At 59.9% G+C, this 25,542-nt stretch carries 24 protein-coding genes, 1 pseudogene and 1 riboswitch; of the genes and pseudogenes, 10 read left to right on the forward strand and 15 right to left on the reverse strand.

What is annotated here, in order from left to right; genetic code table 11:
- Positions 1-16 precede the first annotated feature (16 nt).
- Genes JNX03_RS08930 through mdoH form a run of 3 tightly spaced genes read left to right on the forward strand, consistent with a single transcriptional unit; the run spans position 17 to position 4,682 of the window.
- The gene (locus tag JNX03_RS08930; RefSeq protein WP_203212019.1) at positions 17-1,273 is read left to right on the forward strand and encodes an OpgC family protein; all 1,257 of its coding nucleotides are present in this window, start codon (positions 17-19) and stop codon (positions 1,271-1,273) included.
- Positions 1,273-2,802: a glucan biosynthesis protein gene (locus tag JNX03_RS08935; RefSeq protein WP_203212020.1), complete on the forward strand. Its 1,530-nt coding sequence runs from the start codon at positions 1,273-1,275 to the stop codon at positions 2,800-2,802. Before JNX03_RS08930 ends, JNX03_RS08935 begins: the two co-directional genes overlap by 1 nt.
- The gene (gene mdoH / locus JNX03_RS08940; protein WP_231024266.1) at positions 2,799-4,682 is read left to right on the forward strand and encodes a glucans biosynthesis glucosyltransferase MdoH; all 1,884 of its coding nucleotides are present in this window, start codon (positions 2,799-2,801) and stop codon (positions 4,680-4,682) included. Before JNX03_RS08935 ends, mdoH begins: the two co-directional genes overlap by 4 nt.
- Here the strand turns inward: mdoH and JNX03_RS08945 are convergent, their stop codons facing one another.
- From JNX03_RS08945 to JNX03_RS08960, 4 genes are all read right to left on the reverse strand, one after another.
- A complete protein-coding gene (locus JNX03_RS08945) occupies positions 4,683-5,108 on the reverse strand; it encodes a rhodanese-like domain-containing protein (protein WP_203212194.1) in 426 nt (141 codons plus the stop codon).
- A gap of 68 nt (positions 5,109-5,176) precedes the next feature.
- A complete protein-coding gene (locus tag JNX03_RS08950) occupies positions 5,177-5,701 on the reverse strand; it encodes a YHS domain-containing (seleno)protein (RefSeq protein ID WP_203212021.1) in 525 nt (174 codons plus the stop codon).
- 128 nt (positions 5,702-5,829) lie between these two features.
- Positions 5,830-6,612, reverse strand: a complete 783-nt coding sequence (locus tag JNX03_RS08955; RefSeq protein WP_203212022.1) for an SseB family protein — start codon at positions 6,610-6,612, stop codon at positions 5,830-5,832.
- Positions 6,605-7,192, reverse strand: a complete 588-nt coding sequence (locus JNX03_RS08960) for a uracil-DNA glycosylase family protein (RefSeq protein WP_203212023.1) — start codon at positions 7,190-7,192, stop codon at positions 6,605-6,607. The genes JNX03_RS08955 and JNX03_RS08960 overlap by 8 nt, the downstream gene beginning before the upstream one ends.
- 119 nt (positions 7,193-7,311) lie before the next feature.
- Here JNX03_RS08960 and JNX03_RS08965 point away from each other — a divergent pair, with 119 nt between their 5' ends.
- The 6 genes from JNX03_RS08965 to JNX03_RS08990 all read left to right on the forward strand — a co-directional run bounded on the left by JNX03_RS08965 (position 7,312) and on the right by JNX03_RS08990 (position 13,859).
- The gene (locus tag JNX03_RS08965; protein ID WP_025049839.1) at positions 7,312-7,656 is read left to right on the forward strand and encodes an ArsR/SmtB family transcription factor; all 345 of its coding nucleotides are present in this window, start codon (positions 7,312-7,314) and stop codon (positions 7,654-7,656) included.
- Positions 7,649-8,674, forward strand: coding sequence for a permease (locus tag JNX03_RS08970; protein ID WP_203212024.1), 1,026 nt, complete (start codon positions 7,649-7,651; stop codon positions 8,672-8,674). The genes JNX03_RS08965 and JNX03_RS08970 overlap by 8 nt, the downstream gene beginning before the upstream one ends.
- A gap of 289 nt (positions 8,675-8,963) precedes the next feature.
- Entirely contained in the window at positions 8,964-9,623 is a 660-nt protein-coding gene (locus tag JNX03_RS08975; RefSeq protein WP_203212025.1) for an ABC transporter ATP-binding protein, read from the forward strand.
- Complete coding sequence (locus tag JNX03_RS08980; protein ID WP_203212026.1) at positions 9,601-11,508, forward strand: capsule biosynthesis protein; 1,908 nt, start codon at positions 9,601-9,603, stop codon at positions 11,506-11,508. The genes JNX03_RS08975 and JNX03_RS08980 overlap by 23 nt, the downstream gene beginning before the upstream one ends.
- Positions 11,505-12,338: a 3-deoxy-8-phosphooctulonate synthase gene (gene kdsA, locus JNX03_RS08985; RefSeq protein ID WP_203212027.1), complete on the forward strand. Its 834-nt coding sequence runs from the start codon at positions 11,505-11,507 to the stop codon at positions 12,336-12,338. Before JNX03_RS08980 ends, kdsA begins: the two co-directional genes overlap by 4 nt.
- Before the next feature lie 24 nt (positions 12,339-12,362).
- A complete protein-coding gene (locus JNX03_RS08990) occupies positions 12,363-13,859 on the forward strand; it encodes a phosphomannomutase/phosphoglucomutase (RefSeq protein ID WP_203212028.1) in 1,497 nt (498 codons plus the stop codon).
- A gap of 90 nt (positions 13,860-13,949) precedes the next feature.
- On the opposite strand, the gene JNX03_RS08995 is transcribed toward JNX03_RS08990, so the two are convergent.
- The 8 genes and pseudogenes from JNX03_RS08995 to trmB form a co-directional block, all read right to left on the reverse strand.
- Positions 13,950-14,597: a phosphoribosylanthranilate isomerase gene (locus JNX03_RS08995; RefSeq protein WP_203212029.1), complete on the reverse strand. Its 648-nt coding sequence runs from the start codon at positions 14,595-14,597 to the stop codon at positions 13,950-13,952.
- A gap of 8 nt (positions 14,598-14,605) precedes the next feature.
- Entirely contained in the window at positions 14,606-14,956 is a 351-nt protein-coding gene (locus tag JNX03_RS09000; RefSeq protein WP_203212030.1) for a LapA family protein, read from the reverse strand.
- Positions 14,956-15,264 (reverse strand): annotated as a pseudogene (gene ihfB / locus JNX03_RS09005) (integration host factor subunit beta); the annotation flags it as partial. The gene JNX03_RS09000 and the pseudogene ihfB, both read right to left, overlap by 1 nt.
- 257 nt (positions 15,265-15,521) lie before the next feature.
- Positions 15,522-17,195 carry a 30S ribosomal protein S1 gene (gene rpsA, locus JNX03_RS09010; protein ID WP_203212031.1) on the reverse strand — a complete coding sequence of 558 codons (1,674 nt, stop codon included), beginning with the start codon at positions 17,193-17,195 and terminating at the stop codon, positions 15,522-15,524.
- A 333-nt stretch (positions 17,196-17,528) separates the two neighbouring features.
- A complete protein-coding gene (locus JNX03_RS09015) occupies positions 17,529-18,167 on the reverse strand; it encodes a (d)CMP kinase (protein WP_203212032.1) in 639 nt (212 codons plus the stop codon).
- A complete protein-coding gene (locus JNX03_RS09020) occupies positions 18,164-18,679 on the reverse strand; it encodes a hypothetical protein (RefSeq protein WP_203212033.1) in 516 nt (171 codons plus the stop codon). Before JNX03_RS09020 ends, JNX03_RS09015 begins: the two co-directional genes overlap by 4 nt.
- Entirely contained in the window at positions 18,679-20,031 is a 1,353-nt protein-coding gene (gene aroA, locus JNX03_RS09025) for a 3-phosphoshikimate 1-carboxyvinyltransferase (protein WP_203212034.1), read from the reverse strand. Before aroA ends, JNX03_RS09020 begins: the two co-directional genes overlap by 1 nt.
- Positions 20,032-20,210: 179 nt before the next feature.
- Complete coding sequence (gene trmB, locus JNX03_RS09030; RefSeq protein WP_203212035.1) at positions 20,211-20,912, reverse strand: tRNA (guanosine(46)-N7)-methyltransferase TrmB; 702 nt, start codon at positions 20,910-20,912, stop codon at positions 20,211-20,213.
- Between the two features lie 103 nt (positions 20,913-21,015).
- Here trmB and JNX03_RS09035 point away from each other — a divergent pair, with 103 nt between their 5' ends.
- Complete coding sequence (locus JNX03_RS09035) at positions 21,016-21,792, forward strand: response regulator (protein ID WP_203212036.1); 777 nt, start codon at positions 21,016-21,018, stop codon at positions 21,790-21,792.
- 71 nt (positions 21,793-21,863) lie between these two features.
- Here JNX03_RS09035 and metK read toward each other — a convergent pair whose 3' ends face one another.
- The 3 genes from metK to JNX03_RS09050 all read right to left on the reverse strand — a co-directional run bounded on the left by metK (position 21,864) and on the right by JNX03_RS09050 (position 25,520).
- Positions 21,864-23,045: a methionine adenosyltransferase gene (metK, locus tag JNX03_RS09040; RefSeq protein ID WP_203212037.1), complete on the reverse strand. Its 1,182-nt coding sequence runs from the start codon at positions 23,043-23,045 to the stop codon at positions 21,864-21,866.
- A gap of 4 nt (positions 23,046-23,049) precedes the next feature.
- Positions 23,050-23,099: riboswitch (SAM-SAH riboswitch) on the reverse strand.
- Positions 23,100-23,136: 37 nt separating this feature from the next.
- Entirely contained in the window at positions 23,137-24,624 is a 1,488-nt protein-coding gene (lnt, locus tag JNX03_RS09045; protein ID WP_203212038.1) for an apolipoprotein N-acyltransferase, read from the reverse strand.
- Positions 24,621-25,520 carry a hemolysin family protein gene (locus JNX03_RS09050; protein ID WP_203212039.1) on the reverse strand — a complete coding sequence of 300 codons (900 nt, stop codon included), beginning with the start codon at positions 25,518-25,520 and terminating at the stop codon, positions 24,621-24,623. The genes lnt and JNX03_RS09050 overlap by 4 nt, the downstream gene beginning before the upstream one ends.
- Between the last annotated feature and the right edge of the window lie 22 nt (positions 25,521-25,542).

Here is a 25,542-nt window from a genome sequence, read left to right on the forward strand (position 1 = left end):
GGACCCACCGAACATTATGAGCCTTGCAGCTGCCACATCCGAAGTTCCATCACGCCCTGTGACCGCATTGGGTGCCCAATCCGGCACGCGGGTGCGGGATCTGCGGCTGGATTTCTTTCGCGGCATTGCGATGTTCATCATCCTGATCGCCCACACCCCCGGAAACCTGCTGACCCTTTGGATACCCGCGCGTTGGGGGTTTTCCGACGCCACCGAGATATTTGTGTTCTGTTCCGGCATGGCCAGCGCCATCGCTTTTGGCGGCGCATTTGTGCGGATGGGTTGGATGTTGGGCACGGCGCGTGTGCTGTTCCGGGTCTGGCAGGTCTATTGGGCGCATGTGGGGCTGTTCTTTGCGACGCTGGCGATGACCGTCTATCTGACAGAGCTGGACATCACGGGGCGCAACTATTGGGGCCAGTTGAACCTGTGGATGATGTTTGTCGAAAGTGACAAATGGGACAACTCCAACATCCTGCTCAGCTTTATGACCCTGCGCTATGTGCCGAATTATTTCGACATTTTACCAATGTACATGGTGGTTCTGATCATGATGCCGCTGGTGATGGCACTGGCGCGGATCAACCTTTGGGCTGTGGCTGGCTTTGTCATACTTGTCTGGTTGATGGCGCAGGATGCATTGCTTGAGGTCTTTGGCCTTGGCCATCTGCATCTGGAGTTCCCGGCGGAGCCCTGGACAGACAGGTCTTGGTTCTTCAATCCGTTTGGCTGGCAGCTGATCTTTTTTACCGGCTTTGCCTTCATGCGCGGCTGGCTGCCCAAGCCGCCGGTTCATAAGATCCTGATCGCCGTGGCGGCATTTGTGGTGCTGGCCAATGTCCCGCTCAGCAGCATTGGCGTGCGCGAATTTGGTTTTGACTGGGCGAAAGACTGGCGGATTACAAACGGCGGGCTGATCAACAAATCGGACTTCGGCATTCTGCGCTATGCGCACTTTCTGGCGCTGGCCTATCTGGCCTGGGTCGCGGCGGGCGACAAAGGGGCGCGGCTTTTGGCCCGTGGCACCGGCGCTGCGGCGCGGGTCTGGTCAGGCGCCTTGGCGGTGATCCTCAAGGTCGGGCAACAGTCATTGGCGGTCTTTGTTGCCAGTATGTTCATGGCGCGGGTCATGGGTTTCGCGCTGGATGTGCTGGGCCGCAGTCTGGCTGCCACCCTGCTGGTCAATCTGATCGGCGCGGCAATACTGGTGGCGGTGGCCTATGGCGCAGGTTGGTTCAAATCCCAGCCCTGGCGCGCAAAGGCAGGTGCCTGATGCTGCGCCGCGATGTTCTCAAATCTCTGGCCGCATTGGCCGCCCTGCCCGCCGCCGCCTGGGCCGAAGAACCGGGCTTGCAATTGGCAGCCGAGGCCAGCGCCTTTGATCAGGACACCGTTCTGGCCCGCGCCCGCGCCCTGGCCACCAAACCCTACAGCCCGCGCCCGCAGATCCCTGAAAGCTGGCGCAACCTGACCTATGACCAATATCGCAAGATCTGGTTCGATGCCCGCAACGCCCTGTGGGAAAACAGCGATGCACCCCAGCGGGTTGATGTCTTTCCCCCCGGTCTCTACTTTCCGCAAGCCGTCGCCTTGCATGTGGTGGAGGAGGGCCAATCGCGCCCCGTCCGTTTTGACATGGGCGTTTTTGACACCACCGACAAATTCCCCGACGTCGATCTTGACGAGACCCTCGGCTATTCCGGTCTGCGCCTGCGGGCTGAGCTGGAAACAAGCGGCATATTTCAGGAATATGCGGTTTTTCAGGGCGCCAGCTATTTCCGCGGCATTGGCACGGGTGAGATTTACGGGTTGTCTGCGCGTGGGCTCGCGCTCAAAACCGGCGACCCGATGGGCGAGGAATTTCCCGATTTCACCGCTTTTTGGCTGGAAACGCCCGCACCCGGCAGTGACAGCATCGTCCTGCATGCCCTGCTCGACAGCCCGTCCTGCACCGGGGCTTACCGCTTTGAGATCACCCATGGCGCGGTCTTGGAGATGCAGGTTGAGGCCCATGTTTTTGCCCGCACCGACATCACCCATCTTGGCATAGCGCCGCTGACCTCCATGTTCCTGTTTGACGACACCATGCGCCAGCGGTTCTCGGATTTCCGGCCCGCCGTCCATGACAGTGACGGCCTGCTGATCCACAATGGCGCAGGCGAGGTGATCTGGCGGCCACTGGCCAACCCCGCCGCCCTTCAAATCAGTGCCTTTGCCGACAACAATCCGCGCGGTTTTGGCCTGATGCAGCGCAAGCGCAAGTTCTCGGATTTCAATGACCTTGAGGCGCTATACCACAAGCGTCCCGCCGTCTGGATTACACCGGGCGAGGATTGGGGCAAGGGCGCGGTCACGCTGGTCGAGATCCCTGCTGACCTTGAAATTTACGACAACATCGTCGCCTATTGGCGGCCCTCTGCCCCGCTCAAGGCCGGGTCTCAACATCAGATGAGCTATACCCTCCATTGGGGCGCGGATCCGGTTGTCGATGTGCCTGACATGCCGCTAAAGGTTTTGAACACAGCGATGGGCGGCCGTCCCGAAGGCGGGCAGATCATCGCAATCGACTTTGAAGATGCCGCCCATGTGCCGGATGACCTGAGCAAGGTTGAGATTATTCTGCGTTCCAGCGCCGGTGACACATCATCCGGCATAGTGCAGCGCAACCCAGAAATCGGCGGTCCGAGATTGGCATTTACCTTCGAGCCCGGCGAGGCGACGCTGGCCGAGTTCCGGGCGCAGCTGCGGCTGAACGGCGCCCCCTTAAGCGAGGTTTGGCTCTATCGGTGGACCGCATCATGACCCAGCCACCCTGCCCCCCCAATGCCATGCCGCCCGCCGCGCCACTGGATATGGACGCGCAGGATTTTAGCCATGCACCCGCCCGCCGCGCCGAGGCACCCGCTGGCAACAGACGTTGGCGCTTGGCTGTGTTTGGCCCTGCCTGTGTGGGGACACTGGCACTGATGCTTGGCATCTATGGATGGCTGTCCAGCGGCGGCATGACCGGGCTGGAATGGGCCTTGCTGATGATGATCGGACTGACCTTTGTCTGGGTCACGCTGTCGGTCAGCACCGTCGGCGTGGCGATCTCGGCCTTGCTGGCGCGGCAGGCGGCAGAAACAAGAAGCCCCGCCGCGATCACACCCATGGATGTCGCCCTGTTGGTCCCGATCTACAACGAAGTTCCTTGGGATGTTTTTGGCAATGCCGCCGCCATGCTGGACGATCTGGCCGCCCGCAAAGGACCGCACAGCTATAGCCTGTTCATCCTGTCCGACACGCGGAACGAAACCATCGCTGCGCAGGAGCGGCAGGCATTTGAACGGTTGCGGGCCACCGCGCCGAAACAGATACCCGTCTATTACCGCCGCCGCGCCGCCAACACGGACAAGAAGGTCGGCAATCTGGTCAACTGGATCACAGGCTGGGGTGCCGCCTATGAAGGGATGCTTGTGCTAGACGCCGACAGCCTGATGACAGGCCGAGCGATCGAACGGCTGGCCTCTGAACTGGCGAATGATCCTGAGGCCGGTCTGATCCAGAGCTTTCCGATGCTGATTGGGGCCAACACCCTCTTTGCCCGCGTACAACAGTTTTCCAACATCGCCTATGGCTGGCTTCTGGCCGAGGGGCTGGCGCTTTGGTCACGTAACGAGGGCAACTATTGGGGCCATAACGCGATTATCCGCACCCGTGCCTTTGCCCAAAGCGCGGGCCTGCCGCACCTGCGCGGGCGGAAAGGGCGCAGTGATCTGATCCTCAGCCATGATTTTGTCGAAGCCGGCCTGCTGCGCCGCGCCGGATGGCGTGTGCGGTTCCTGCCCCGCGTCACCGGCAGCTTTGAAGAAACCCCCGGCACGTTGATCGACTATGTTCTGCGCGACCGCCGTTGGTGCCGGGGCAACCTGCAGCATCTGCGACTCCTGCGCACGGCAGGTCTGCATCCGGTATCGCGGTTTCACCTGCTGCATGGCGCGGTGAGCTATCTTCTGTCGCCTGCATGGTTTGTGCTGCTGGTGGTCTGGGCTTTGTTGGGCAAAGACGCGGAAACAAATGTGATCCGTTATTTCAACGAAGCCAATCCGCTGTTCCCGGACTGGCCCCCCGCCATGAGCCATATCGACAGTGCCGTGTTTCTGGTGATCATGTACGCGATGTTGCTGGCACCGAAACTGGCCGGTGCCGCGATCATCGCCGCCACACCGACCGCGACACGCAGTTTTGGCGGGCGGCGCCCCTTCCTGATCTCCGTCTTGACCGAAATTGCGTTTTCTGTCGCCTATGCGCCGGTCCTGATGATCCAGCAGACCAAAGCCGTGCTGCGGGCCACATTCACCCGATCCGAACCATGGGCCCCGCAACAGCGCAGCGCCCAAAGCTATCCGATCACCACGTTGATCAAATTCCACTGGATCGAAACCCTGCTCGGGTTGGTGCTGCTCGCGGGGTTGCTGGCCGGTCTGATATCGTTCTGGCTGGTGCCGATTGTGTTCAGCCTTGTCGCTGCGGTGCCGCTGTCGGCACTCTCCGCGCTGGATGTCTCGCGACTTGGCCTGAAAGGGCTGCGCATGGACAGCCCCAATTCCCTGCGTGAGCCGGCCATTGTGCGCCGCGCCCGCGCCGCAAGATCCCAAATGAAAGGTCAGATTCTGGCCGCAGATCATATCGCGGCAGAATGATCAGGGCTGGCGTACCGGCAATCCGCGACTGATCCACCCCGGCCCGGCGCCGGATCCAACCATACCTTCCGGCACATCCAGAACCTGTTCAAAGCCCGCCTCCCGCAACGCCCTGGCCAGTCGCGCCGACCGCACGCCTCGGGCGCAGATCAAGGCCACGGGTTGTGCCCTGTCGCCGTTCAAGGCCTCAAGCAGAGCAACAGCAAAGTCATCCCGCCGCATGTCGATAGGCACCGCCGGTTGCGCGATGCCCGTCGCCGCCCATTCCTCGGGCCTGCGAATGTCAATAAGCGTGATCTTCCCGGCATCGGCCTGCGCCAATGCATCCGGGGCGGACAGGTCGGCGCTGCCAACCTCCGCCCCGATATTGTAGTACCTCGCGACCCAAAAGACGCTCAGCGTGACCCCCGCCACAGATCCCAGCATGAACCCCCGACGCGGAAACCGCTTTTTGGGCGGAGGGTCAAACGATGGATCGCGCCGGGGTCTGCGCATCAGTTCACAGGCGCGGCGCTGGTGAACTTGGGAATGGCCCGATCAGATGCAGGCGCAGGTTCGATGCTGGTCCAGTTGCCTTCGGCCAGATCGATGTTACCTGGAATGTCCTCTTCCCAAAAACCAACGACGTTCTTGGTGATGTTCAGGTACAGCTTGTCATCCACAATCCGCCACAGGGTCGGGTTGCCCGGAACCTTGCCGCCTTTGGACACGCCATAGGCGCAATGGCCGTCATACTGCGGTGCATATTTGGCCGGATCGGCCAGAAACGCGGTCTTGTTGGCCTCGCTGGAAAAGGCAAATTTTGCCCCGTTGTATTCAGCAGTGATATCCTTGTCCCCGGCAACGGGCGCGGGCTGGCTTTGACCAATGGGGTTTTGAGGCAGATCGAAATAGGCAACCACGTCATAGCCTGAAGCGGCAAAACCGGTGCCGTCGATATATTGATCTCCTGCAAAAGCTTGCGAGGCAAAGGTCAGGGCTGTGGCAGCGGCGGCGATGGAGAGGGTAAAGCGGTTCACGTTTCAATTCCTTTATGAGGCTTCGGTAAAGCCAACCTAGGAGCCCGCCCCTGCATTCACATCCCACGAAGCTGTGACCTCGCGCCGATGTGACGGGGCGGTGAATTTCCGCAGGATAACAGAGAGGTTTATTTCAAAATAGGGGGTTTGGAGGGGTCACTGCCCGGTGGCATGCGCGGCGTATGTTGCAATCCCTCGCCCTGCGGCAAGTCAAAGCGCAGCCCAACTCTGGCCAGTTTTTCGACCGTCGGATCATTAGGCGCAAAAAAGCCCACATCCATGGCCCCTGCTTCGATCCCGGAAAACGTCAGCGCCTCAGAGGCGGCCCGCACCAGCGCATCCTGCGCCCGCGGGATCGCCCCGACAAAAGCCAGCAAATGACCGCGCCCACCGCCCGCATAATCCACCGCCACCAAAAATGCGCCCGCCGCCATACCCGTGGCCGTCGCCAATTTGGCGTCAATTGCGGCGATCAATGTCTCGGGTAAGCCCTTGGGCGGCAGCAAAGCCTCGATCTTGGCCTCCACCTCACCCGCCTCATGGGCCAGGGTATCACGCAGCCATTCCATTGCACCGGCGGGCAGCAGGATTTCTGATGGTGCCACACCGATGTTCACGGCCATGCCCAAGGGCTGTCCCTCCAGCATTCCGGCAATCGCCCGTCCTGACAGTGCCACATAGGGCGCCGCCTCGCCCACATAGGCAGCCAGACGCGCCGCGCGGTCGAACACCACAACATAGGCATCGTCCAGCAAGATCGGATTGATCTGGTCGCCCTCCGGCTCTGCCTCAAGCAGCATGAAAAGCTCGACATCTGCGATCCGCTCGTAAAACCGCAGGCGCGCCGTGTCGTCATCGGGCGCGGCGGTCATCGCGGCATGTGCCTCGTCCAGCGGGGTCAGATCAGTCATGGAGCACCTCGGTCACAGCGGCCCGCAGTCGCGGCACCACTTCTGCCTCGAACCACGGATTTTTCTTCAGCCAACCGGTATTGCGCCAGGACGGGTGAGGCAAGGCAAAGACGCCTTTTGGATGATCCCGCCACCCCGCGACGGATAGGCGCACCGATTGATGGTCCGGCAGATGATATTTCATTGCATAGCCACCAATCAGAACTGTAAGCCGGATATCCGGCAACAGGTTCAGTGCCTCTGCCCGCCACGTCCTGGCGCAGATCGGTGGCGGCGGCAGGTCGCTGCCGCTGGCATTATAGCCGGGAAAACAAAACGCCATCGGCAAGATCGCCAGCTTGGATTGGTCATAGAAGGTGTCTTCATCCAGCCCCATCCAGTCGCGCAATCGGGTGCCGGAGGCATCCCAGAACGGCTTGCCGCTTTCATGGACACGCAGGCCGGGCGCCTGCCCCGCGATCAAGATCTTGGCCTCCGGCGCGAACCAGACCACCGGACGCGGCTGATGGCCCGTCGCCGTGGCGGCAAAGCGATCTGCACAGAGAGTACAACGGCGCAGGGGATCACGGATGTCTGTCATGGGCGCAGGATAGCCGATGCCACTGCCGCGCCAAGGCGAAACAGTGAGAAGACGCGTTCATTTCGAAGATTATCGAAATAAAGCTTGCGTCGCCTCTTCATTTCTATATTTCTAGAAATATGAAAATTGATTCTCCACAAACCCCGCCCCTCACTCTGGCCGCTGCCAGCTTTGCCGCGCTTGGCTCCGAGCAGCGCCTGATGGTCCTGCGCACCTTGGTTCGGGCTGGTCCTGACGGGCTCAGCATCGGACTGCTCGGGGATCGCACCGGCGTGACCGGATCGACCCTGACACATCATCTCAAGCTGTTGGCTGCCGCTGGCCTTGTCAAACAGGAACGGCAGGGCCGCAGCACCATCTGCGCCGCGGTTGCCTATGAAGAGGTGCAGGCGCTGTCCCATTTCCTGCTGACCGAATGCTGCGCGGATGCGGGCAGCCCCTGTGAGGAACACAATCATGGCTGACACAACCCAAACCCAATCTCCGATGAGCCGCCTGAAAATTGGCGCATGGGGGGTAACCGCCCTGATGCTGGCGCTTGTCGCATTGCTTGACTGGCCGCAGTTCATCCCGACGGTGACATTCGCCGCCAAGGCCTTGTCTGGCACCGCCCCCTTTATTCTTTTTGCTGTATTTGCAGTGGCTTACCTCAAAGCCAGCGGGGCGGAAAACCTGCTCGCCCGCGCGTTCGAAGGCAACCCGGCGCGGATGATCGTGATGGCGGCCCTGCTGGGCGGGTTGTCACCCTTTTGTTCCTGCGAGGTCATCCCCTTTATCGCCGCTTTGCTGGCCGTAGGTGCGCCTTTGGGTGCGGTCATGGCCTTTTGGCTGGCCTCCCCGCTGATGGATCCGGCAATGTTCGCCATCACCTCTGGCACCTTGGGATTTGATTTTGCACTGGCCAAAACCATCGCTGCCGTTGGCATCGGGATGCTGGGCGGTTTTGGCGTCATGCTGGCCGCGAACACCCCGCTTTTTGCTGATCCGCTGAAGGAACGCCCCAGTGTTGGAGGCTGCTGCGGCGTACAAAAACCGTTCTCCGGCCAAACCGTTTGGAAGTTCTGGCCTGAGCCGGACCGCCGCGCGGTGTTTTCCGAAACCGCCCGCGAGAATGCGCTGTTTCTCTTCAAATGGCTGACCCTTGCCTATGTGATCGAGGCATTGATGCTGCACTATATCCCGGCCGAGATGATCGCATCCGTCTTGGGCGGTGAGGGGTTGATGCCGATCCTGCTTGGCGCATTGGTGGGCGCACCGGCCTATCTCAACGGTTATGCCGCTGTGCCGCTGGTGGACGCCCTTCTGGCCCAAGGCATGACCCAGGGCGCGGCAATGTCCTTTGTCATCGCGGGCGGCGTCAGCTGTATCCCGGCGGCAATCGCGGTCTGGGCCTTGGTCAAACCACGGGTCTTTATGGCCTATCTCGGCTTTGCCCTGATCGGCGCGATGATCGCGGGTCTTGCTTGGCAAGCCGTCGCCTGAGCCACTGATGGCCTTGCCCCCTGCAGCCTGCTCAGGCAGTGCTGCGGGGGGCTCGATTTTTGAACAGTAGATCCGGTTTTCGGCCCGTGGGAGGCATATTCTCACCCACTTTCCGCACCGAATTGGTGCCACACCTCCACAATTGCGCGGTAAAGCACGCCAAAGGCTTCCGATCATTGTACTTTTCCAAGAAAATGGGACATAGTGCAGAAAAACGCGGTAAATAGGCCTTTAAGACACCTCTGCTAAGGAGGGACAGGCCCAATAACAGGCGGCACCGGAGCAGGGCATGCTGGAGTTTGAGAATGTATCCAAGTCCTTTTGGACGGGATCGCAGCACAAGGTCATTCTTGACCATGTGTCTTTTCGCGTGGACCTGGGCAATTCTCTGGGAATCCTCGCCCCCAACGGCACTGGTAAATCGACACTTATCAATATGATGGCCGGTTTGGAGAAACCCGATGAGGGTGAAATCCGCCGTGGTTGCAACATCTCCTTTCCGCTGGGGTTCATGGGCGGTGTTGTCGGCAAGGTTTCCGCCATGGAAAACGCCCGATACATCGCGCGGCTTTATGGGCTCGACCCCGATTATGTCGAAAGCTTCTGCCGCTGGCTGTGTGGGTTGGGCGAATATTTTGACCAACCGCTGGGCACCTATTCCTCCGGCATGCGATCGCGGTTCACATTCTCGCTGATGCTGGCGCTGGATTTCGACATCTACCTGATCGACGAGGGCATGCCATCAACCACGGATATGGAGTTCAACCGCAAGGCCGGTGAAATCCTGCAGGAACGTCTGCGCACCACCACGATCATCATTGTCTCGCACCAAGCGCAGACCCTGGAAAAATTTGCCCGTTCGGCGGCCGTCCTGTTGGGCGGGAAACTTTATATGTTTGACACCTTGGAAGAAGCGAAACAGCTCTATGACTACGAAACCCAAGGCTAGAAAATTCCGCATCAAGCGGAGCGCCTCACCCACGCACAGCCAGCCTGCCGATACGCCGGAGCATGTGCAGCGCGCGCAAGCCAAGGAGCAATACGGCGAGCCGCCCGTTGCATTGCAACGCCGCGCCGCCGCGCATGCAGCCCCCCGCGCCGTGCCGCCGCCCGAAGCGGCGCATCACGAACCGCCACGCCAGGCCGCCCCCCGTCGCGACGCGCCGCAAGCCGCACCGCCACGGCAGCAACCTGCCCCCACACCGGCGCCCCCCCCGCAGCCACAGCGTAGGCCAGCGGGCGATCATGCTCAAACTCATGCGCCAGAGCAAACCCGCCATGCCCCTCGGCCAGAGGCCACGCCGACACCGCCACAACAGGACGCGGTGCCCAGCCAGCCACCGGGCGGCGAGACAGATATCGATGCGATCCGGCGTGAAGGCCTCACGGGACGGCAGTTGCGCATGGCCCGCCGGGTGGCCCAAAAACACGGGCTGGCCCCAACATCCGATTTTGACGCGGTGCGCCTGCTGCGGGAACAAGGCATCGACCCGTTCCAACGCTCCAACATGCTGGAACTGGTTGTGCCAAACAACGATGGACAGCCCCCCGCCAACCCGGCAGGTGCGCCCAAGCCACCTGCCAACACCCCGCAGCCCAATGCCAAGGGCGGGCGCATTCAATTGCCGCAAACCACGCCAGTTGGCGGCAACACTCTGCCCTCCACCGAACAGCTCTCTCCGGCAGAGCGGCGCGAACATGAAATCTCGCAAATTCAACGGGACATTACCCTGCGCCGTCGTCGCAAGCTGGCCCTGTTGCTGGCCCGGCTCTCCGCCTTTGTATTGCTGCCTACGCTGATTGCGGGGATCTATTTCTACAAGATCGCCTCGCCGATGTATGCCACCAACAGCCAGTTCCTGATCATCCAAAGTGAGGGCGGCGGCGGTGCCAGCCCCTTTGGCGGCATTCTGCCCACGCAATTTGCCAACAGCGCCGACAGCATCGCAACGCAGGCCTACCTGCAATCCAAGGATGCGATGCTCAAGCTGGACGAAGACACAGGATTCAAGGCACATTTTTCAGATCCCTCGATCGACGTTGTGCAACGGCTCAAAGAAAACCCGACCAACGAAGAGGCCTATAAAGTCTATAAAAAGAACGTCAAAATCGGCTATGACCCTACTGAGGGCGTGATCCGCATGGAAGTGATCGCTGCCGATCCTCAGGTCTCTGCCGCCTTTTCCGAAAGCCTGCTGGAATACGCCGAAGACCGCGTCAACGAACTGTCCAAGCAAAAGCGTGAAGACGGGATGCGCGACGCGTTGGCCGGCTTCGAAACCGCGCAGAAGAACCGCCGCGACACGCAGGAGGCATTGATCCGTCTGCAAATTGAGAACGGCGTTGATCCCGAGGCCGAGATCGTCGCGATCCGCGCCCAGATCACCACCTACGAGGGGCTGTTGATCGAAAAGGAACTGGCCTTGTCGGCCCTTCTGGACAACCCGCGCCCCAACAAGGCCAAGGTGGATGGCGCGCGCAGCGATGTGCGCCGCCTCAAGGAACAGCTTGCCAAATTGAATGTGAAAATGAACTCCGCCACCGAAGGTGAGAATTCCTTGGCCAAGCAGGCGGTGACCATGCAATTGGCCAAGGCCGATCTTGCCGCCGCAGACATGGTGCTGCAATCGGCACAAACCGCGATGGAGCAAGCCCGGACAGAGGCCAACCGCCAGGTCCGCTATCTGACCGTCGCCGTGCAGCCCGTCGCCCCGCAAGAGCCGACATATCCCCGCCGATTCGAGAACACGATCTTGGCTTTCCTGATCTTTGCAGGCATCTACCTGATGTTGTCCCTGACAGCCTCCATTCTCAGAGAACAGGTAACCTCATGACCCAAGTAACCATCCGTGACGTGATTGTCGGCAATGATCGCCCCCTGACCGTGATCGCCGGCCCCTGCCAGCTTGAAAGCGAAGATCACGCCCAGATGATTGCCGGCAAAATGAAAGAGGCCTGCGCCGCCGCCGGGGCGCAGTACATTTTCAAAGCCAGCTATGACAAGGCCAACCGCACTTCGCTGTCTGGCAAACGCGGTTTGGGGATTGATCAGGGCCTCAAGGTGCTGCAGTCGGTTGGCAAGGCACTGGATGTACCTGTGCTCACGGATGTCCACACCGAGGCCCAATGCGCCATCGCCGCAGATGCGGTGGATGTGCTGCAAATCCCTGCCTTCCTATGCCGCCAGACCGACATACTTTTGGCCGCAGGCAACACCGGCGCTGCGGTGAATGTGAAAAAGGGCCAATGGCTCGCCCCTTGGGAAATGGGCAACATCGTCGACAAGATCAAATCGACCGGCAATGAGAAAATCCTGCTGACCGAACGCGGCACCGCCTTTGGCTACAACACATTGGTAACGGACATGCGCGGCCTGCCGCAGATGGCGCAAACCGGCTATCCGGTGGTGATGGACGCCACGCACGCGGTTGCCAGCCCCGGCGGCAAAGGCACCTCATCGGGCGGGCAGCGCGAATTTGCCCCGGTGCTGGCCCGCGCGGCCGTGTCTATCGGCGTGGCGGCTGTGTTCCTCGAAACCCACGAAGATCCGGACAACGCGCCCAGCGACGGCCCCAACATGATCTATCTCGACCAGATGCCCGATCTGATCACCACATTGATGAAGTTTGACGCGCTGGCCAAACAGCACCCCATGACATTTTAATCGACCCAATTTGCGAGATCTGACGTGACAAAACCGGCACCAACCGTGACCCAGAACACCTGGGAATTCCTGCGCGATGCGATGATCACCCCCACGGGGTTCCGCGAATATGACGCCCGCTGGAAATACCCAGATGACATCAACCTACCCGGCATCACCGCCCTCGGCCTTGGCCTTGGCACCCAGATGCAGCGGCGCGGAATTGAACCCGTGATCGCCGTCGGCAACGATTATCGCGACTATTCCCTGTCGATCAAAAACGCGCTGATGCTGGGTCTGATGCAGGCCGGTATCCACGTTAAAGACATCGGTCCGGCCCTGTCGCCCATGGCCTATTTTGCCCAGTTCCACCTGGATGCCCCTGCGGTCGCCATGGTCACGGCCAGCCATAACCCCAACGGCTGGACCGGGGTCAAGATGGGCTTTGAACGCCCGCTGACCCATGGCCCCGATGAAATGGCCGAACTGCGTGACATCGTCCTGAACGGAGAAGGCAAACCCCAAAGCGGCGGCCGTTACGAATTTATCCACGGCGTGCGCGAGGCCTATCTCGACGATCTGGTTGGCGACTTCAAAATGTCCCGCAAGCTCAAGGTCGTCTGCGCCACCGGCAACGGCACCGCCTCTGCCTTCGCGCCCGAACTCTTTGCACGCCTCGGCGTCGAAGTTTTGCCCAGCCACAACGCGCTGGATTACACTTTCCCGCACTACAACCCAAACCCCGAAGCCATGGAAATGCTCCACGACATGAGCGCCTCGGTCAAAGCATCCGGCGCAGACTTCGCGCTTGGCTTTGACGGCGATGGCGACCGCTGCGGCGTGGTGGATGACGAAGGTGAGGAAATCTTCGCCGACAAGGTTGGCGTAATCATGGCCCGTGATCTGGCCAAACTCTATCCAAATGCCACCTTTGTTGCAGACGTGAAATCAACTGGCCTCTTTGCCTCGGACCCCGAGCTTCAGAAACACGGTATCAAAGCCGACTACTGGAAAACCGGTCATTCCCACATGAAGCGCCGGGTGAAAGAGATCGGCGCATTGGCGGGGTTTGAGAAATCCGGCCATTACTTCCTCGCCGAACCCATTGGCCGCGGCTATGACTGCGGCATGCGCGTCGCGGTCGAGATCTGCAAACTCATGGACCGCAACCCCAACATGTCGATGTCCGACTTGCGCAAGGCCCTGCCGCAAACCTGGGCCACCCCGACCATGTCGCCCTATGCCGCGGACACCGAAAAATACGACATCCTCGCACGGCTGGTGGACAGGCTTGTCGCCAAACACGCCGCAGGCGAACAGATCGCAGGCCGCGCCATCAAAGACGTTGTGACAGTCAACGGCGCCCGTGTGATCCTCGACAACGGCGCATGGGGGCTGATCCGCGCCTCGTCAAACACGCCCAATCTTGTGGTCGTCTGCGAAAGCCCCGCATCAGAAGCCGAAATGCGCGCAATCTTTAAGGATCTGGATGCCGTGATCCGCACCGAGCAGGGCGTGGGGGATTACGACCAAACCATCTGATCCGGCCCTTCTTCATTTGGCCAGAAAAACCTCTGGGGGGTTTGGGGGGCAAAGCCCCCCATCCAAATAAATCGAATGCAGCGCAGCTGCTCAATCACCATGGGCCGCGGCGCAAAACGCCGCGATCTTGGATACATCTTTCACACCCGGCGCCTGCTCCACTCCGGATGACACATCCACCTGATTTGCGCCGGTCATCGCAATCGCCTCTTCCACATTGTCCGGCGTCAATCCTCCGGCCAACATCCATGGCACCGGCCAGCGGCGCCCGGCAATCAAACGCCAGTCAAAGGCCAACCCGTTGCCGCCGGGCAGCGCAGCGTCTTTCGGCGGCTTGGCATCCACAAGGATCTGATCGGCAACCTGCATATAGGCCTCAAGCGCGGGCAGATCGCTGGCATCGGCAATCCCGACCGCCTTCATCACCGGCAAGCCATAACGCGCCTTGATCTCAAGAACCCGCGCAGGGCTTTCCTTGCCATGTAGCTGCAGCATATCAAGCGGGACTTCGGCCAGCAGCCGGTCAAGGAATGCATCCTCTGCATCCACTACCAGCGCCACCTTGCAAATCCCTTCCGGGATCAGCGCGGCCAACGCCGCAGCATCCGGCAAGGAAATATGGCGGGGAGATTTCTCAAAGAACACCAATCCGACATAGCGCGCGCCCGCCACCACGGCGGCGTCCAAAGCCGCGCGATCGGTCAGACCGCAGATTTTGACATTTACATGTGCAGGCATGATCTGCCTCAGCTGGCCTCGTCAAGCAGCGCGAGAACCTCGTCCTTGCCCTGATGCTTTTCACCCTTGAGTCGGGCGACCTCACGCTCAAGCCGGCGCATTTCGCGGGCCTGCCGTGCCGCTTCGGCACGCTGGCCATATTCGCGGATCCATTCCCAGATAAAGCCAACCAACAGGCCGGCGACAATGCTACCAAGGATCACCAGAAACAGCGGCAGTTCGATCTGCGGGTTCACCGCAAACCAATGTGACACCTCTGTGGGCAGGATCTTGAGCGGCACAATCGCACGATTGGCCAGCGCAACAGAGATGAGCGCCACCGCAAAGATGGCAATACAAAAATAGCGAACGTAACGCATCAGGCTTTCCCGTTTAACCGATCCCGCAGCAGCTTGCCGGTTTTGAAGAAGGGCACATGTTTTTCCTCAACATTGACCGCTTCGCCGGTGCGCGGGTTACGGCCCACTCTGGCATCCCGCTTCTTGACGGAAAACGCGCCAAATCCGCGCAGCTCAACACGGTCGCCCTGCGCCATCGCGCTGGTGATCTCGTCAAAGATGGTATTCACGATCCGCTCAACATCGCGTTGGTACAAATGTGGATTGTCGTCTGCAATTTTCTGGATCAGTTCTGACCGGATCATCGAATTATCCCCCCCGAGACGTCTATATGTTTTTTTGCTGCTAAAAGACGACTATAGGAAGAAACCTTTCAATCGGGAAGTGATCCTTGCGCCCCCCGGTCGGGTTTTTTCGGCAGAAGGCACTGTTTTCAGGCAATTTTCCGCTGGCTCATCGGGCGTTTTGGCTATTCTGGCTGGAAATTGCGCCCTTCATCCATCTTCAGATCCGGGCGATTCGCAAAAAATAGCCCCGCAACATGCGCTGCGGGGCCACCTTAATCTATGCAATGGGATCTAGCAGATCACTCGTCGCCCTTCAGCGCCGCACCAAGAATATCACCCAAGGATGCGCCGGAATCGGAGGAACCATACTGTTCAACCGCTTCTTTCTCTTCGGCGATTTCGCGGGCCTTGATGGACACGCCCAAACGGTGTGCCTTGGCGTCCACGTTGGTGATGCGCACGTCAACCTTGTCACCGACCGAGAAACGCTCTGGGCGCTGCTCTGCACGGTCACGGGACAGATCGGAGCGACGGATGAAGGATTTCATACCTTCATATTCCACTTCGATCCCGCCCTCTTCGATCGAGGTCACGTTCACGGTCACGATGGAGCCGCGCTTCACGCCGCCAACCGCTTCTGCGAACTTGTCGCCACCGACGCCTTTGATGGAGAGCGAGATACGCTCTTTCTCAACGTCAACCTCGGAGACAACGGCCTGAACCATGTCGCCCTTGCGGTAGTTCTGGATCGCGTCTTCGCCGCGCTCGTCCCAGCTGAGGTCAGACAGGTGCACCATGCCGTCGATGTCGCCTGGCAGGCCAACAAACAGACCGAATTCGGTGATGTTTTTGACTTCGCCTTCAACTTCTGTGCCTTCAGGGTGTGTTTCTGCAAACACTTCCCATGGGTTGCGCATGGTCTGCTTGAGACCAAGGGAAACGCGGCGCTTGGCACCGTCGATTTCCAGAACCATGACTTCGACTTCCTGAGATGTGGAAACGATCTTGCCTGGGTGTACGTTCTTTTTGGTCCAGGACATTTCGGACACGTGAACGAGACCTTCAACACCGGGCTCCAACTCAACAAAGGCACCGTAATCGGTGATGTTGGTCACGCGGCCAGTGTGCGAGGATTCCAGCGGGTATTTCGCGGCAACCAGATCCCATGGATCTTCTTGCAACTGCTTCATGCCCAAGGAGATACGATGTGTCTCTTTGTTGATCTTGATGACCTGAACCTTGATGGTTTCGCCAATTGTCAGGATCTCGGATGGGTGGTTCACACGGCGCCACGCCATGTCTGTGACGTGCAGCAAGCCGTCAACACCGCCCAAATCAACAAACGCACCATATTCGGTGATGTTCTTGACCACACCGTCAACAGTCTGACCTTCGGTCAGGTTGCCGATCACTTCGGCACGCTGCTCGGCACGGGATTCTTCGAGGATCGCACGACGCGAGACAACGATGTTGCCACGGCGACGGTCCATCTTCAGAACCTGGAATGGCTGCTTGAGACCCATCAATGGGCCGGCATCGCGCACGGGGCGCACATCAACCTGAGAGCCGGGCAGGAACGCAACCGCGCCGCCCAGATCAACGGTAAAGCCACCTTTGACGCGGCCAAAGATCGCGCCTTCGACACGCTCTTCTGCGGCATAGGCTTTTTCCAGACGATCCCATGCTTCTTCGCGGCGGGCCATCTCACGAGAAATAACCGCTTCACCGCGGGAGTTTTCGACCTGACGCAGGAAGACTTCTACCTCGTCGCCGACTTCAACTTTGGGAGCTTCGCCTGGTTCGGCAAATTCTTTCAGCTCAACGCGGCCTTCCATCTTGTAGCCTACGTCGATGATGGCCTGGCCCGCTTCGATCGCGATCACCTTGCCTTTAACTACGGAACCCTCTTCGGGGGTGTCCATTTCGAAGCTTTCGTTCAAGAGTGCTTCAAACTCGTCCATCATATTCGCCATGTAGCGTATTTTTCCTAATCTAGACTTGTTTTCTGGCCGTGCGGTTGTCTCCGCCGGTCTTGGAATGAAATTGGTCTGCCGCACGGGCATCAAACACAAACGAAAGAGGGCCGGTTGAAACCGACCCTGCCCGCAAATTGTGTCCGAAGCTGTATCCGCCCCTTAGACAGACGCGCGTATAGGCCAAATACCCCTGCACTGCAAGGGCCAAAGCCCCATTTGTCTGCCCCGGCGCTGTGCCAATGGGCCGGTCCGATCACCGGTTTCCAGCCGCGCCGCTGCCCGAGCGCAAAAAATCCGGAATTTAGGGCCCGATGCCTTTCATGAAATCGCCTATGCTCTGTTGTCTGGCATTCGATCCAGAACCTTCTGGATCAAGGCAACGACTTCCGCCACTGCATCGGCTATCGCCATATTCGATGTATCGATCCGCACCGCATCCGTCGCCGGTTTCAGTGGCGCATCGGCGCGTCCCATATCCCGCGCATCCCGCGCCAGCACATCTTTCAACACCTCTTCCGGCGTCACATCCATGCCCTTGCCTGCCAGCTCAGCATAGCGGCGTTCGGCACGTATTTCGGCATCTGCGGTGACAAACAGTTTTACCTGCGCCTGCGGGCAAATCACCGTCCCGATGTCGCGCCCATCCAGAACCGCACCGCCTGCCCGCGCCGCAAAACTGCGCTGAAAATCGATCAAAGCCGCCCGCACTTCGGGAATCGCCGCAACCCGGCTGGCCTCCTGCGCCACAGAGGGGCGGCGCAGATCGTCATGCTCCAGATCCCCCGGCACCAGCGCCCGCGCGGCCTCTTGAGGCGGCTGCCCCTGCAAGGTTTTCGCCGCAACCGCCCGATACAGCAAACCGGTGTCCAGATGCGCAAAACCGAAATGCGCTGCCACGGCCTTGGAAATTGTGCCTTTGCCAGAGGCCGCAGGCCCGTCAATTGCCACGGTAAAGCCGTTTGTTGTCATAACCCGCTCCTTGCGCGTTGTTTTGGTGCCCATCGCCATGCCCAAAGACAAATGGCACATGCCAGCGCGAGAAAGCTCCATTTCGCCATAGTGAACCCGCTGGCTAGCGTCACCGTTTCTGCATCCAACGCCGCACTGTGCAACATATCGGCCACCAAGGCATTCTCTACCAGATCCATCACCAGATAAGCCGCAGGAATGATGAGTAACGACAGGCGCATTGCCGGATGAACCCCAGGTGCCTGCCCCCAAAGAACCCCCGACAGAAAAAACGTCAGAAGCACCGGAAACACGGTATCCAGCCAGCGAAACCATCCCAGATAGAGCTGCTTTTGCCCCGCATCCAGCATACCCAGATAGGCCTGCGCCTCTGCCAGAGTATATCCGCCAAGTCGGCTGTCAAAAATCAGCGCCCCGTCTGGCTCCAACCACCCTTTCGACAATGCCGCCAACACCAGAAAAAGCACAAGCGAGATCGCGCAGGACAGTTTGACCAAACGGCCCAGCGTCATCAGCCCGCGTTGCGCGTCACCTGCGCACCCAGCTGTTGCATCAACGGTTCAAAAATCGGGAATGATGTGGCGATCGGCCCGCCGTCATCCAACTGCACCGGCTGCTGCGACGCCATGCCCAGGATCATGAATGACATCGCAATCCGGTGATCGAGATGGCTGGCGCAGGTCGCTCCGCCAGGCACATTGCCGTGACCGCGCCCGGTGACGATCCACCAGTCGGGTCCATCCTCAACCTCAATGCCATTGGCCCGCAAACCCGTGGCCATCGCGTCAATCCGGTCGCTTTCCTTCACGCGCAGCTCTTTCACACCGCGCATCACAGTCTGCCCTTCGGCAAAGGCGGCAACAACCGACAATACCGGATACTCATCAATCATCGACGCGGCACGTTCCGGTGGCACTTCGATCCCCTTGAGGTTCGGCGAAAACCGCGCCCGCAGATCGGCAACCGGCTCACCGCCCTCTTCGCGCTCATTCTCGTAGGTCAGATCCGCACCCATCTCGCGCAGCGTGGTAAAGACACCGGCCCGCGTCGGGTTCAACCCGATCCCCGGCACCAGGACATCCGACCCCGGCACGATCAGCGCGGCACAAACCGGAAAGGCCGCCGAAGACGGATCACGCGGCACATCAATATGCTGAGGCTTTAACTCGGGCTGCCCCGTCAGGGTGATCACACGCCCTTCGTCTGTCTGTTCTACCGTGATCTCTGCGCCAAAACCGGCCAGCATCCGCTCCGTGTGGTCGCGTGTTGCTTCGGCCTCAACCACCACGGTTTGACCCGGCGTGTTCAACCCGGCCAGCAAGACCGCTGATTTGACCTGCGCCGACGGCACCGGCACCTCGTAACGCACAGGCACAGGATCACCTGCCCCCACCAATGTCATCGGCAAACGTCCACCCTTGCGGCCCACGGACTGACAACCAAACAGCGCCAAAGGGTCGGTGATCCGGGCCATGGGCCGGCCGTTCAAACTGGCATCCCCTGTAAAGGTCGCCGTGATCGGTGATGTCGCCATTGCCCCCATGATCAGCCGCACCCCGGTGCCGGAATTGCCGCAATCGATCACGTTCTCAGGCTCGGCGAAACCGCCCACGCCAACCCCATGTACCGACCAGGATCCGCCGCCGTGATCCGTCACCTCTGCGCCGAAGGCCCGCATGGCCTTGGCCGTATCAAGCACGTCCTGCCCTTCCAGCAATCCGGTGATCGTGGTCTCGCCCACCGCCATTGCACCCAAAATCAATGATCTGTGCGAAATCGACTTGTCACCTGGTACCTCGGCCACGCCGGACAGAGGCCCACAGGCGGTAGAAGTCATGGGAATGGGGGCACCGTGGCTCGACATGTTAGCGTCCTTACTTTGTTCAAAATGCTTCTATCTCAGCCTTGAAACCACGTCCATGCCATCCGCAACGGCGCCGGCACCAAACTTCATTTGGCCCAAAAACCTCTGGGGGAGTTTGAGGGGCCAGTGCCCCTCATCAGCAAAACAAAATCGAATGCGGGCCTTCCCGCACAATCGGATCAAGTCTTGCGGAAGGTCAGGTAGTGCGGTGTCCGCCCTTCGCGCAGAGCCTTTTGCTCATACCGGGTCGACAGCCAATCATCCCATGGCTGCCGCCAATCCTCCGGCCCTTCGGCCAGCCACTCAAACCCGAACTGCGGCACCTGCTCCAATGTCTGGCGCACGTAGTCCTCGATATCGGTAGCCACCCGAAACATCGCACCGGGCTTCAGCACCCGCGCCAGTGGCTCAAGATGCTCCGGCGTGACGAATCGCCGGCGGTGATGCCGTGATTTTGGCCAGGGATCGGGATAAAGCAGAAACGCCCGGTCAATCGACGCCTCTTCCAACACATCAAACATATCGCGCACATCACCGGGGTGGATTGCCAGGTTGCCGACACCCGCGCGGCGGATCTTGCCCAAGAGCATCGCAACCCCGTTGATATAGGGCTCGCAGCCGATGATCCCGACATCGGGATTCTGCACCGCCTGATGCACCAGATGTTCACCGCCGCCAAAACCGATCTCAAGCCAAACCGGCTTGCCATCAAAGAGGCCTTGCAAATCCAAAGGGTCGCGCTGCGGATTGTCTTCCCAGCTGACCGGACCGGGCGACAACCCGTCCAGATCCTGCTCAATATACCCCTGTTGGGATTTCTTGAGCGATTTGCCTTTGAGGCGACCATAGAAATTGCGGCGGGGGCGTATTGGCTGTGTCATGCGCTGCCTTTACCGAAGCCCGCGCCCTGCTGCAACGGGCGCATTAAGGCTTGGGTAATAACCTCGCGCCTATAAACGGGCAATCTTGTTGAAAGGACGCTCCTTGCCCAGCCCCTCACCCCTGCGGCCACATGGATCTGTCACCAATGGCCAACCTACATCGGTTCTCATCCTGGATGACGAACGGTTTGACAGGCACCGTCTGGCCCGATTCTGTTCGGGCCTCGATTTTCCCTGCGCGGTGTCCAACGCCAGCAGCCTTAACGATTTTCGCAGCCGCATCGAAGAAAGCACATTCTCGCTGATCTTGATTGATTACTATCTGCCCGATGGCAATGGACTGGATGCACTGGAACTGGTGCGCCTGTCGCCGCGCAACCTGAACACCGCCACGATCATGATCACAGGGCTTGGTCAGGACAATATCGAACAACAGGCGCTCGATTGGGGCTGTGCCGATTATCTGACCAAGGACGAACTGTCCTCGGCCACCTTTCAACGCGCTGTCGGCAACGCCCTTCAAAAATCAGAACTGACCATCGCTGTCGAAACCCAGACCTACGCCCGTCAGGAGGTGGAAAGGGTGCTTGAACATTTCGCCGGCCAATGTGCCCGCGACATCAAACCCATGGTCAGCCGCATGATGCGACAATTGCGGGATCTGCGCTCAGGCGCGGAACGCGCAGGCGCCCCGCAACTGGATCAGTTTGACCGGATTGACAGCTCTTGCATGATTTTGTGGGAATTCCTGATCGAGATGGAGCGCTATCAGGGCGAAGCTTTGGTTGGCGGGATGCTGACGCCGCTCAGCGAAGCCGCGCAGGAGGATCTGGCCGCGCCGCGCAAACCGCCTTCTCCATTCGCCCGAATGCCGCACTGACCCTGGACACAACCGAAAAGGGCCGCGATAGCGGCCCCTTCTTTACATACTTTGAAGGCTTGGACTGCCGATCAAACGGCGGCTTTCAGCGCCTCTGCAAGGTCAGTCTTTTCCCAGCTGAAGCCACCATCCTCTTGCGGGGCGCGGCCAAAGTGGCCGTAAGCCGCCGTGCGCTGATAGATCGGGCGGTTCAGCTGCAGATGTTCGCGAATGCCGCGCGGCGTCAGGTCCATCGTGGCACCAATCGCCTTTTCGATGTCCTCGTCGCGCACTTGGCCGGTGCCAAAAGTGTCACAATAGATCGACAATGGCTTGCTCACCCCAATCGCATAGCTGAGCTGGATCGTGCATTTGCTGGCCATACCGGAGGCCACAACATTCTTGGCCAGATATCGGGCCGCATAAGCCGCCGACCGGTCAACCTTGGTCGGGTCTTTGCCGGAAAACGCGCCGCCACCATGCGGGGCCGCGCCGCCATAGGTATCCACGATGATCTTGCGTCCGGTGAGGCCCGCATCGCCGTCCGGTCCGCCGATCACAAATTTACCGGTGGGGTTCACCCACCATTCGGTCGCATCGGTGATCCAGCCGTCGGGCAGTTGCTCGCGGATGTAAGGCTCGACAATGGCGCGGATGTCATCGCTGGTCTGGCTTTCGTCCGCATGCTGTGTCGACAGAACAATGGACGTCACGCCAACCGGCTTGCCATTTTCATAACGCACAGACAGCTGGCTTTTGGCATCTGGGCGCAGAGTTGGCTCTGTCCCGTCTTTGCGAACTTCGGCCAAGCGGCGCAGGATCGCATGAGCGTAGTGAATCGGCGCTGGCATCAATTCGGGTGTCTCATCGGTCGCAAAACCGAACATGATCCCCTGATCCCCCGCGCCTTCATCTTTGTTGGCAGAGGCATCAACACCCTGCGCGATATGGGCAGATTGCCCATGCAACAGGTTGGTGATCTCGCAGGTGGCGTGGTGGAATTTGTCCTGCTCGTAACCGATGTCTTTGATACAAGCCCGCGCAATGTCCTCGATCTGATCAAGATATTCCCCCAGCTTTTTCTTGTCGCTGAGCCCAACCTCGCCGCCGATGACCACGCGGTTCGTGGTGGCAAAGGTTTCGGCCGCCACCCGCGCCTCGGGCTCTTCGCTCAGGAAGGCATCGAGAACCGCATCCGAAATCCGGTCACAGACCTTATCGGGGTGGCCTTCGGAAACGGATTCCGAAGTAAAAACATAATTCTGTCGGGACATATCGTGCTCCAATAGATAAAAAACTGCCACGTCAGGAAGCCGTTGTGGCATATCTGTTCGGCTTATCGGCGCAGGCCAGCAGGGTCAATCTTTAACTGCGGCGACGGCCGAGTGCCGCAGCGGCCAAGGCAAGAACAAGCAAGATCGCAAGCGGCAGATCGCCCGTGCGCGCATACAGCGTCGCAGGTGCATCGGCGGGCAGGACCGCATCCACAAAGCCGGATGTGTTCAGCGGCAATGATGCTGTCACACGGCCCCAAGGGTCAATCATTGCAGAAATGCCCGTGTTTGCCGCCCGCGCCAGCGGCAACCCCTGTTCCATTGCCCGCATACGCGCCTGCGCCAGATGCTGTTTCGGTCCGGCCCCTTTGCCAAACCACGCATCATTGGTGATCTGGATCAGAAAGGCAGGCCGCTGGGGCGCGCCGTTCACATCATGGGCAAAAACCGCCTCATAACAAATCAATGGCAAGGCCTGCCCCAAAACCCCGAAATCCAGCAGTTCAGGCCCAGGGCCGGCCGAAAATCCCGCCCCGTTTTGCGGGGCCAAGCCATGGATCCCGATCCGGGCCAGCAAATCGCCAAACGGCATATATTCGCCAAAGGGCACAAGATGATGTTTGTCATAGGTCTGCGTCACCGTACCTTGCGGATCCAGAACCACCATGGAGTTGAAAAACCGCAAATCTCGGGTGCGTTGAACACCCAATGTGACGGTGGCCTGTCCCGCCGCTTCGGCAATGGGGGCCAATGCCTCTTCGCCGTAGGGCAAGGCCCATGGGATCGCGGTTTCAGGCCAGATGACCAGATCAGGCGCTTGTCCAGACGCATGCGGCGGCGCTGCGGTCAGCTCCAACTGACGGTAATAGAATGTGTAGGCCTTGTCCGGATCCCATTTGTCTTTCTGCGGCGCGTTTGGCTGGATCAGGCGCAGGGTATGATCAGTCATCGGCGCGGTCGGCGCATAGGGCGGCAAGAGCAAAAGTGCAGCGGCGGCAGCAGCGCTGATCCCACCGACGAAACGCGCGGAGCCATGACGAGTTGCACCAGCGGCGAGCGCGGCACAGATGAGCAAGGCCAGGTTCACCCCGTGCGGCCCCACAAAGGCCAGCCCCTGCCCCGCCGCCACATCAACCAAGGCTTGCGCCGGTGTGGCCCAGGGAAAACCGGTAAAGATATAGGCACGGATCATCTCTGCCGCCGCCAGACATAGCGCAACAGGCCATAGGCTTTTGCGTGACAGGTACCGCCCGCCGGCAAAAGCCGCCCCCCAGAACAGAGCAAGACCCGCCGCCATAAACACCAGCGCGAAGGGCGCCATCCAGCCGTGGCGGGGCACATCCACCAGGAACGGCGAGACGATCCAATGCAGGCTGTGCAGGAAATATCCGGTGCCAAATGCCCAGCCCAAAAGCGCGGCACGGCGGATGCTTTGTTGCTGCCGCGCCAACCAGAAGGCCAAAGCAAAAGCAGCAAAAAGCAACACGGGCAGGTTATAGGGCGCCTGACCAAAGCCTGCGGCGGCGCCGACAAGAGCCGCCACAATCAAGCTGCGCCACGCCCCCTTCGGGGTGGTCATCCGGTGGATCCGGTGGTCCGCACCCGCAATCGTTTGATCCGGCGGGGGTCCGCATCGATCACCTCGAACTCCGGGCCATCAGGGTGCAAAACAACCTCACCGCGCGTCGGTACGCGGCCCGACAGCATGAAAACCAACCCCCCAAGCGTGTCGATTTCCTCTTCGTCGACGGCCTCGTGATCGGTCAGGGAATGGCCGATCTCCGCTTCGAAATCCTCAAGTGGGGTCTTTGCCAGTGCCAGATAGGTGCCGGGCTTTTCCACGCTCCAGAAGGTGCCTTCGTCCACGTCGTGTTCGTCTTCTATCTCGCCGATGACCTGTTCGATCAGATCCTCGATTGTCACAAGACCATCCACGCCGCCATATTCGTCAATCACCAGCGCCATATGCCGCCGCTCTGCCTGCATCTTGGTCAGCAACACGCCAATGGTCATGCTGGGCGGCACAAACAACAGCGGCCGCAGCATATTGCCCATGTCGAAATCTGTGGATTTGCCGTTGAACCCATGCTGAAGCGCCAGATCCTTGAGGTGGGCCATGCCCACAGGCGTATCCAGTGTGCCATCATAGACCGGCAAACGGGTCAGGCCGCTGTCTTTGAATACCTCGACCAGTTCTTCCAATGAGATCGTGACCGGAACAGCGGTGATTTCCGCCTTGGGAACCGCCACATCATCCACCCGCATCCGCCGCAAGTTCATCATGCCGCGGGCCGAGACCCTGTCCACCTGTGGCGGTGTCAGATCATTCTCGATCTCGCTGTCGGAAGGGCTCAGCGCCCCGATCACCCGTGAGAAGAAACCGCCCGATTTTGGGCTGTCTTCGGTCTCTTGGTCCATTCCTTCATCTGGAAGCGCGCGCCGCGCCGCGTCAGATGGTCCGTCTGTATCGCCCATTGGGTCCTGTCTTGTGATAGGG

The organism is Sulfitobacter mediterraneus (assembly GCF_016801775.1).
Taxonomy (GTDB): Bacteria; Pseudomonadota; Alphaproteobacteria; order Rhodobacterales; family Rhodobacteraceae; genus Sulfitobacter; species Sulfitobacter mediterraneus_A.

Bases quoted from the DNA above. Each gene is read 5' to 3' on its own strand.
- JNX03_RS08935 (WP_203212020.1), top strand. From the start codon at position 1,273: ATGCTGCGCCGCGATGTTCTCAAATCTCTGGCCGCATTGGCCGCCCTG.
- rpsA (WP_203212031.1), bottom strand. From the start codon at position 17,195: ATGGCGAATATGATGGACGAGTTTGAAGCACTCTTGAACGAAAGCTTC.
- JNX03_RS08955 (WP_203212022.1), bottom strand. From the start codon at position 6,612: ATGACTGATCTGACCCCGCTGGACGAGGCACATGCCGCGATGACCGCC.
- trmB (WP_203212035.1), bottom strand. From the start codon at position 20,912: ATGACACAGCCAATACGCCCCCGCCGCAATTTCTATGGTCGCCTCAAA.
- metK (WP_203212037.1), bottom strand. From the start codon at position 23,045: ATGTCCCGACAGAATTATGTTTTTACTTCGGAATCCGTTTCCGAAGGC.
- mdoH (WP_231024266.1), top strand. From the start codon at position 2,799: ATGACCCAGCCACCCTGCCCCCCCAATGCCATGCCGCCCGCCGCGCCA.
- JNX03_RS08975 (WP_203212025.1), top strand. From the start codon at position 8,964: ATGCTGGAGTTTGAGAATGTATCCAAGTCCTTTTGGACGGGATCGCAG.
- JNX03_RS08995 (WP_203212029.1), bottom strand. From the start codon at position 14,597: ATGCCTGCACATGTAAATGTCAAAATCTGCGGTCTGACCGATCGCGCG.
- JNX03_RS08945 (WP_203212194.1), bottom strand. From the start codon at position 5,108: ATGCTGGGATCTGTGGCGGGGGTCACGCTGAGCGTCTTTTGGGTCGCG.
- JNX03_RS08980 (WP_203212026.1), top strand. From the start codon at position 9,601: ATGACTACGAAACCCAAGGCTAGAAAATTCCGCATCAAGCGGAGCGCC.
- JNX03_RS09050 (WP_203212039.1), bottom strand. From the start codon at position 25,520: ATGGGCGATACAGACGGACCATCTGACGCGGCGCGGCGCGCGCTTCCA.
- JNX03_RS08965 (WP_025049839.1), top strand. From the start codon at position 7,312: ATGAAAATTGATTCTCCACAAACCCCGCCCCTCACTCTGGCCGCTGCC.
- kdsA (WP_203212027.1), top strand. From the start codon at position 11,505: ATGACCCAAGTAACCATCCGTGACGTGATTGTCGGCAATGATCGCCCC.
- JNX03_RS09015 (WP_203212032.1), bottom strand. From the start codon at position 18,167: ATGACAACAAACGGCTTTACCGTGGCAATTGACGGGCCTGCGGCCTCT.
- JNX03_RS08960 (WP_203212023.1), bottom strand. From the start codon at position 7,192: ATGACAGACATCCGTGATCCCCTGCGCCGTTGTACTCTCTGTGCAGAT.
- JNX03_RS08970 (WP_203212024.1), top strand. From the start codon at position 7,649: ATGGCTGACACAACCCAAACCCAATCTCCGATGAGCCGCCTGAAAATT.
- JNX03_RS09020 (WP_203212033.1), bottom strand. From the start codon at position 18,679: ATGACGCTGGGCCGTTTGGTCAAACTGTCCTGCGCGATCTCGCTTGTG.
- JNX03_RS09000 (WP_203212030.1), bottom strand. From the start codon at position 14,956: ATGCGTTACGTTCGCTATTTTTGTATTGCCATCTTTGCGGTGGCGCTC.
- aroA (WP_203212034.1), bottom strand. From the start codon at position 20,031: ATGTCGAGCCACGGTGCCCCCATTCCCATGACTTCTACCGCCTGTGGG.
- lnt (WP_203212038.1), bottom strand. From the start codon at position 24,624: ATGACCACCCCGAAGGGGGCGTGGCGCAGCTTGATTGTGGCGGCTCTT.
- JNX03_RS08930 (WP_203212019.1), top strand. From the start codon at position 17: ATGAGCCTTGCAGCTGCCACATCCGAAGTTCCATCACGCCCTGTGACC.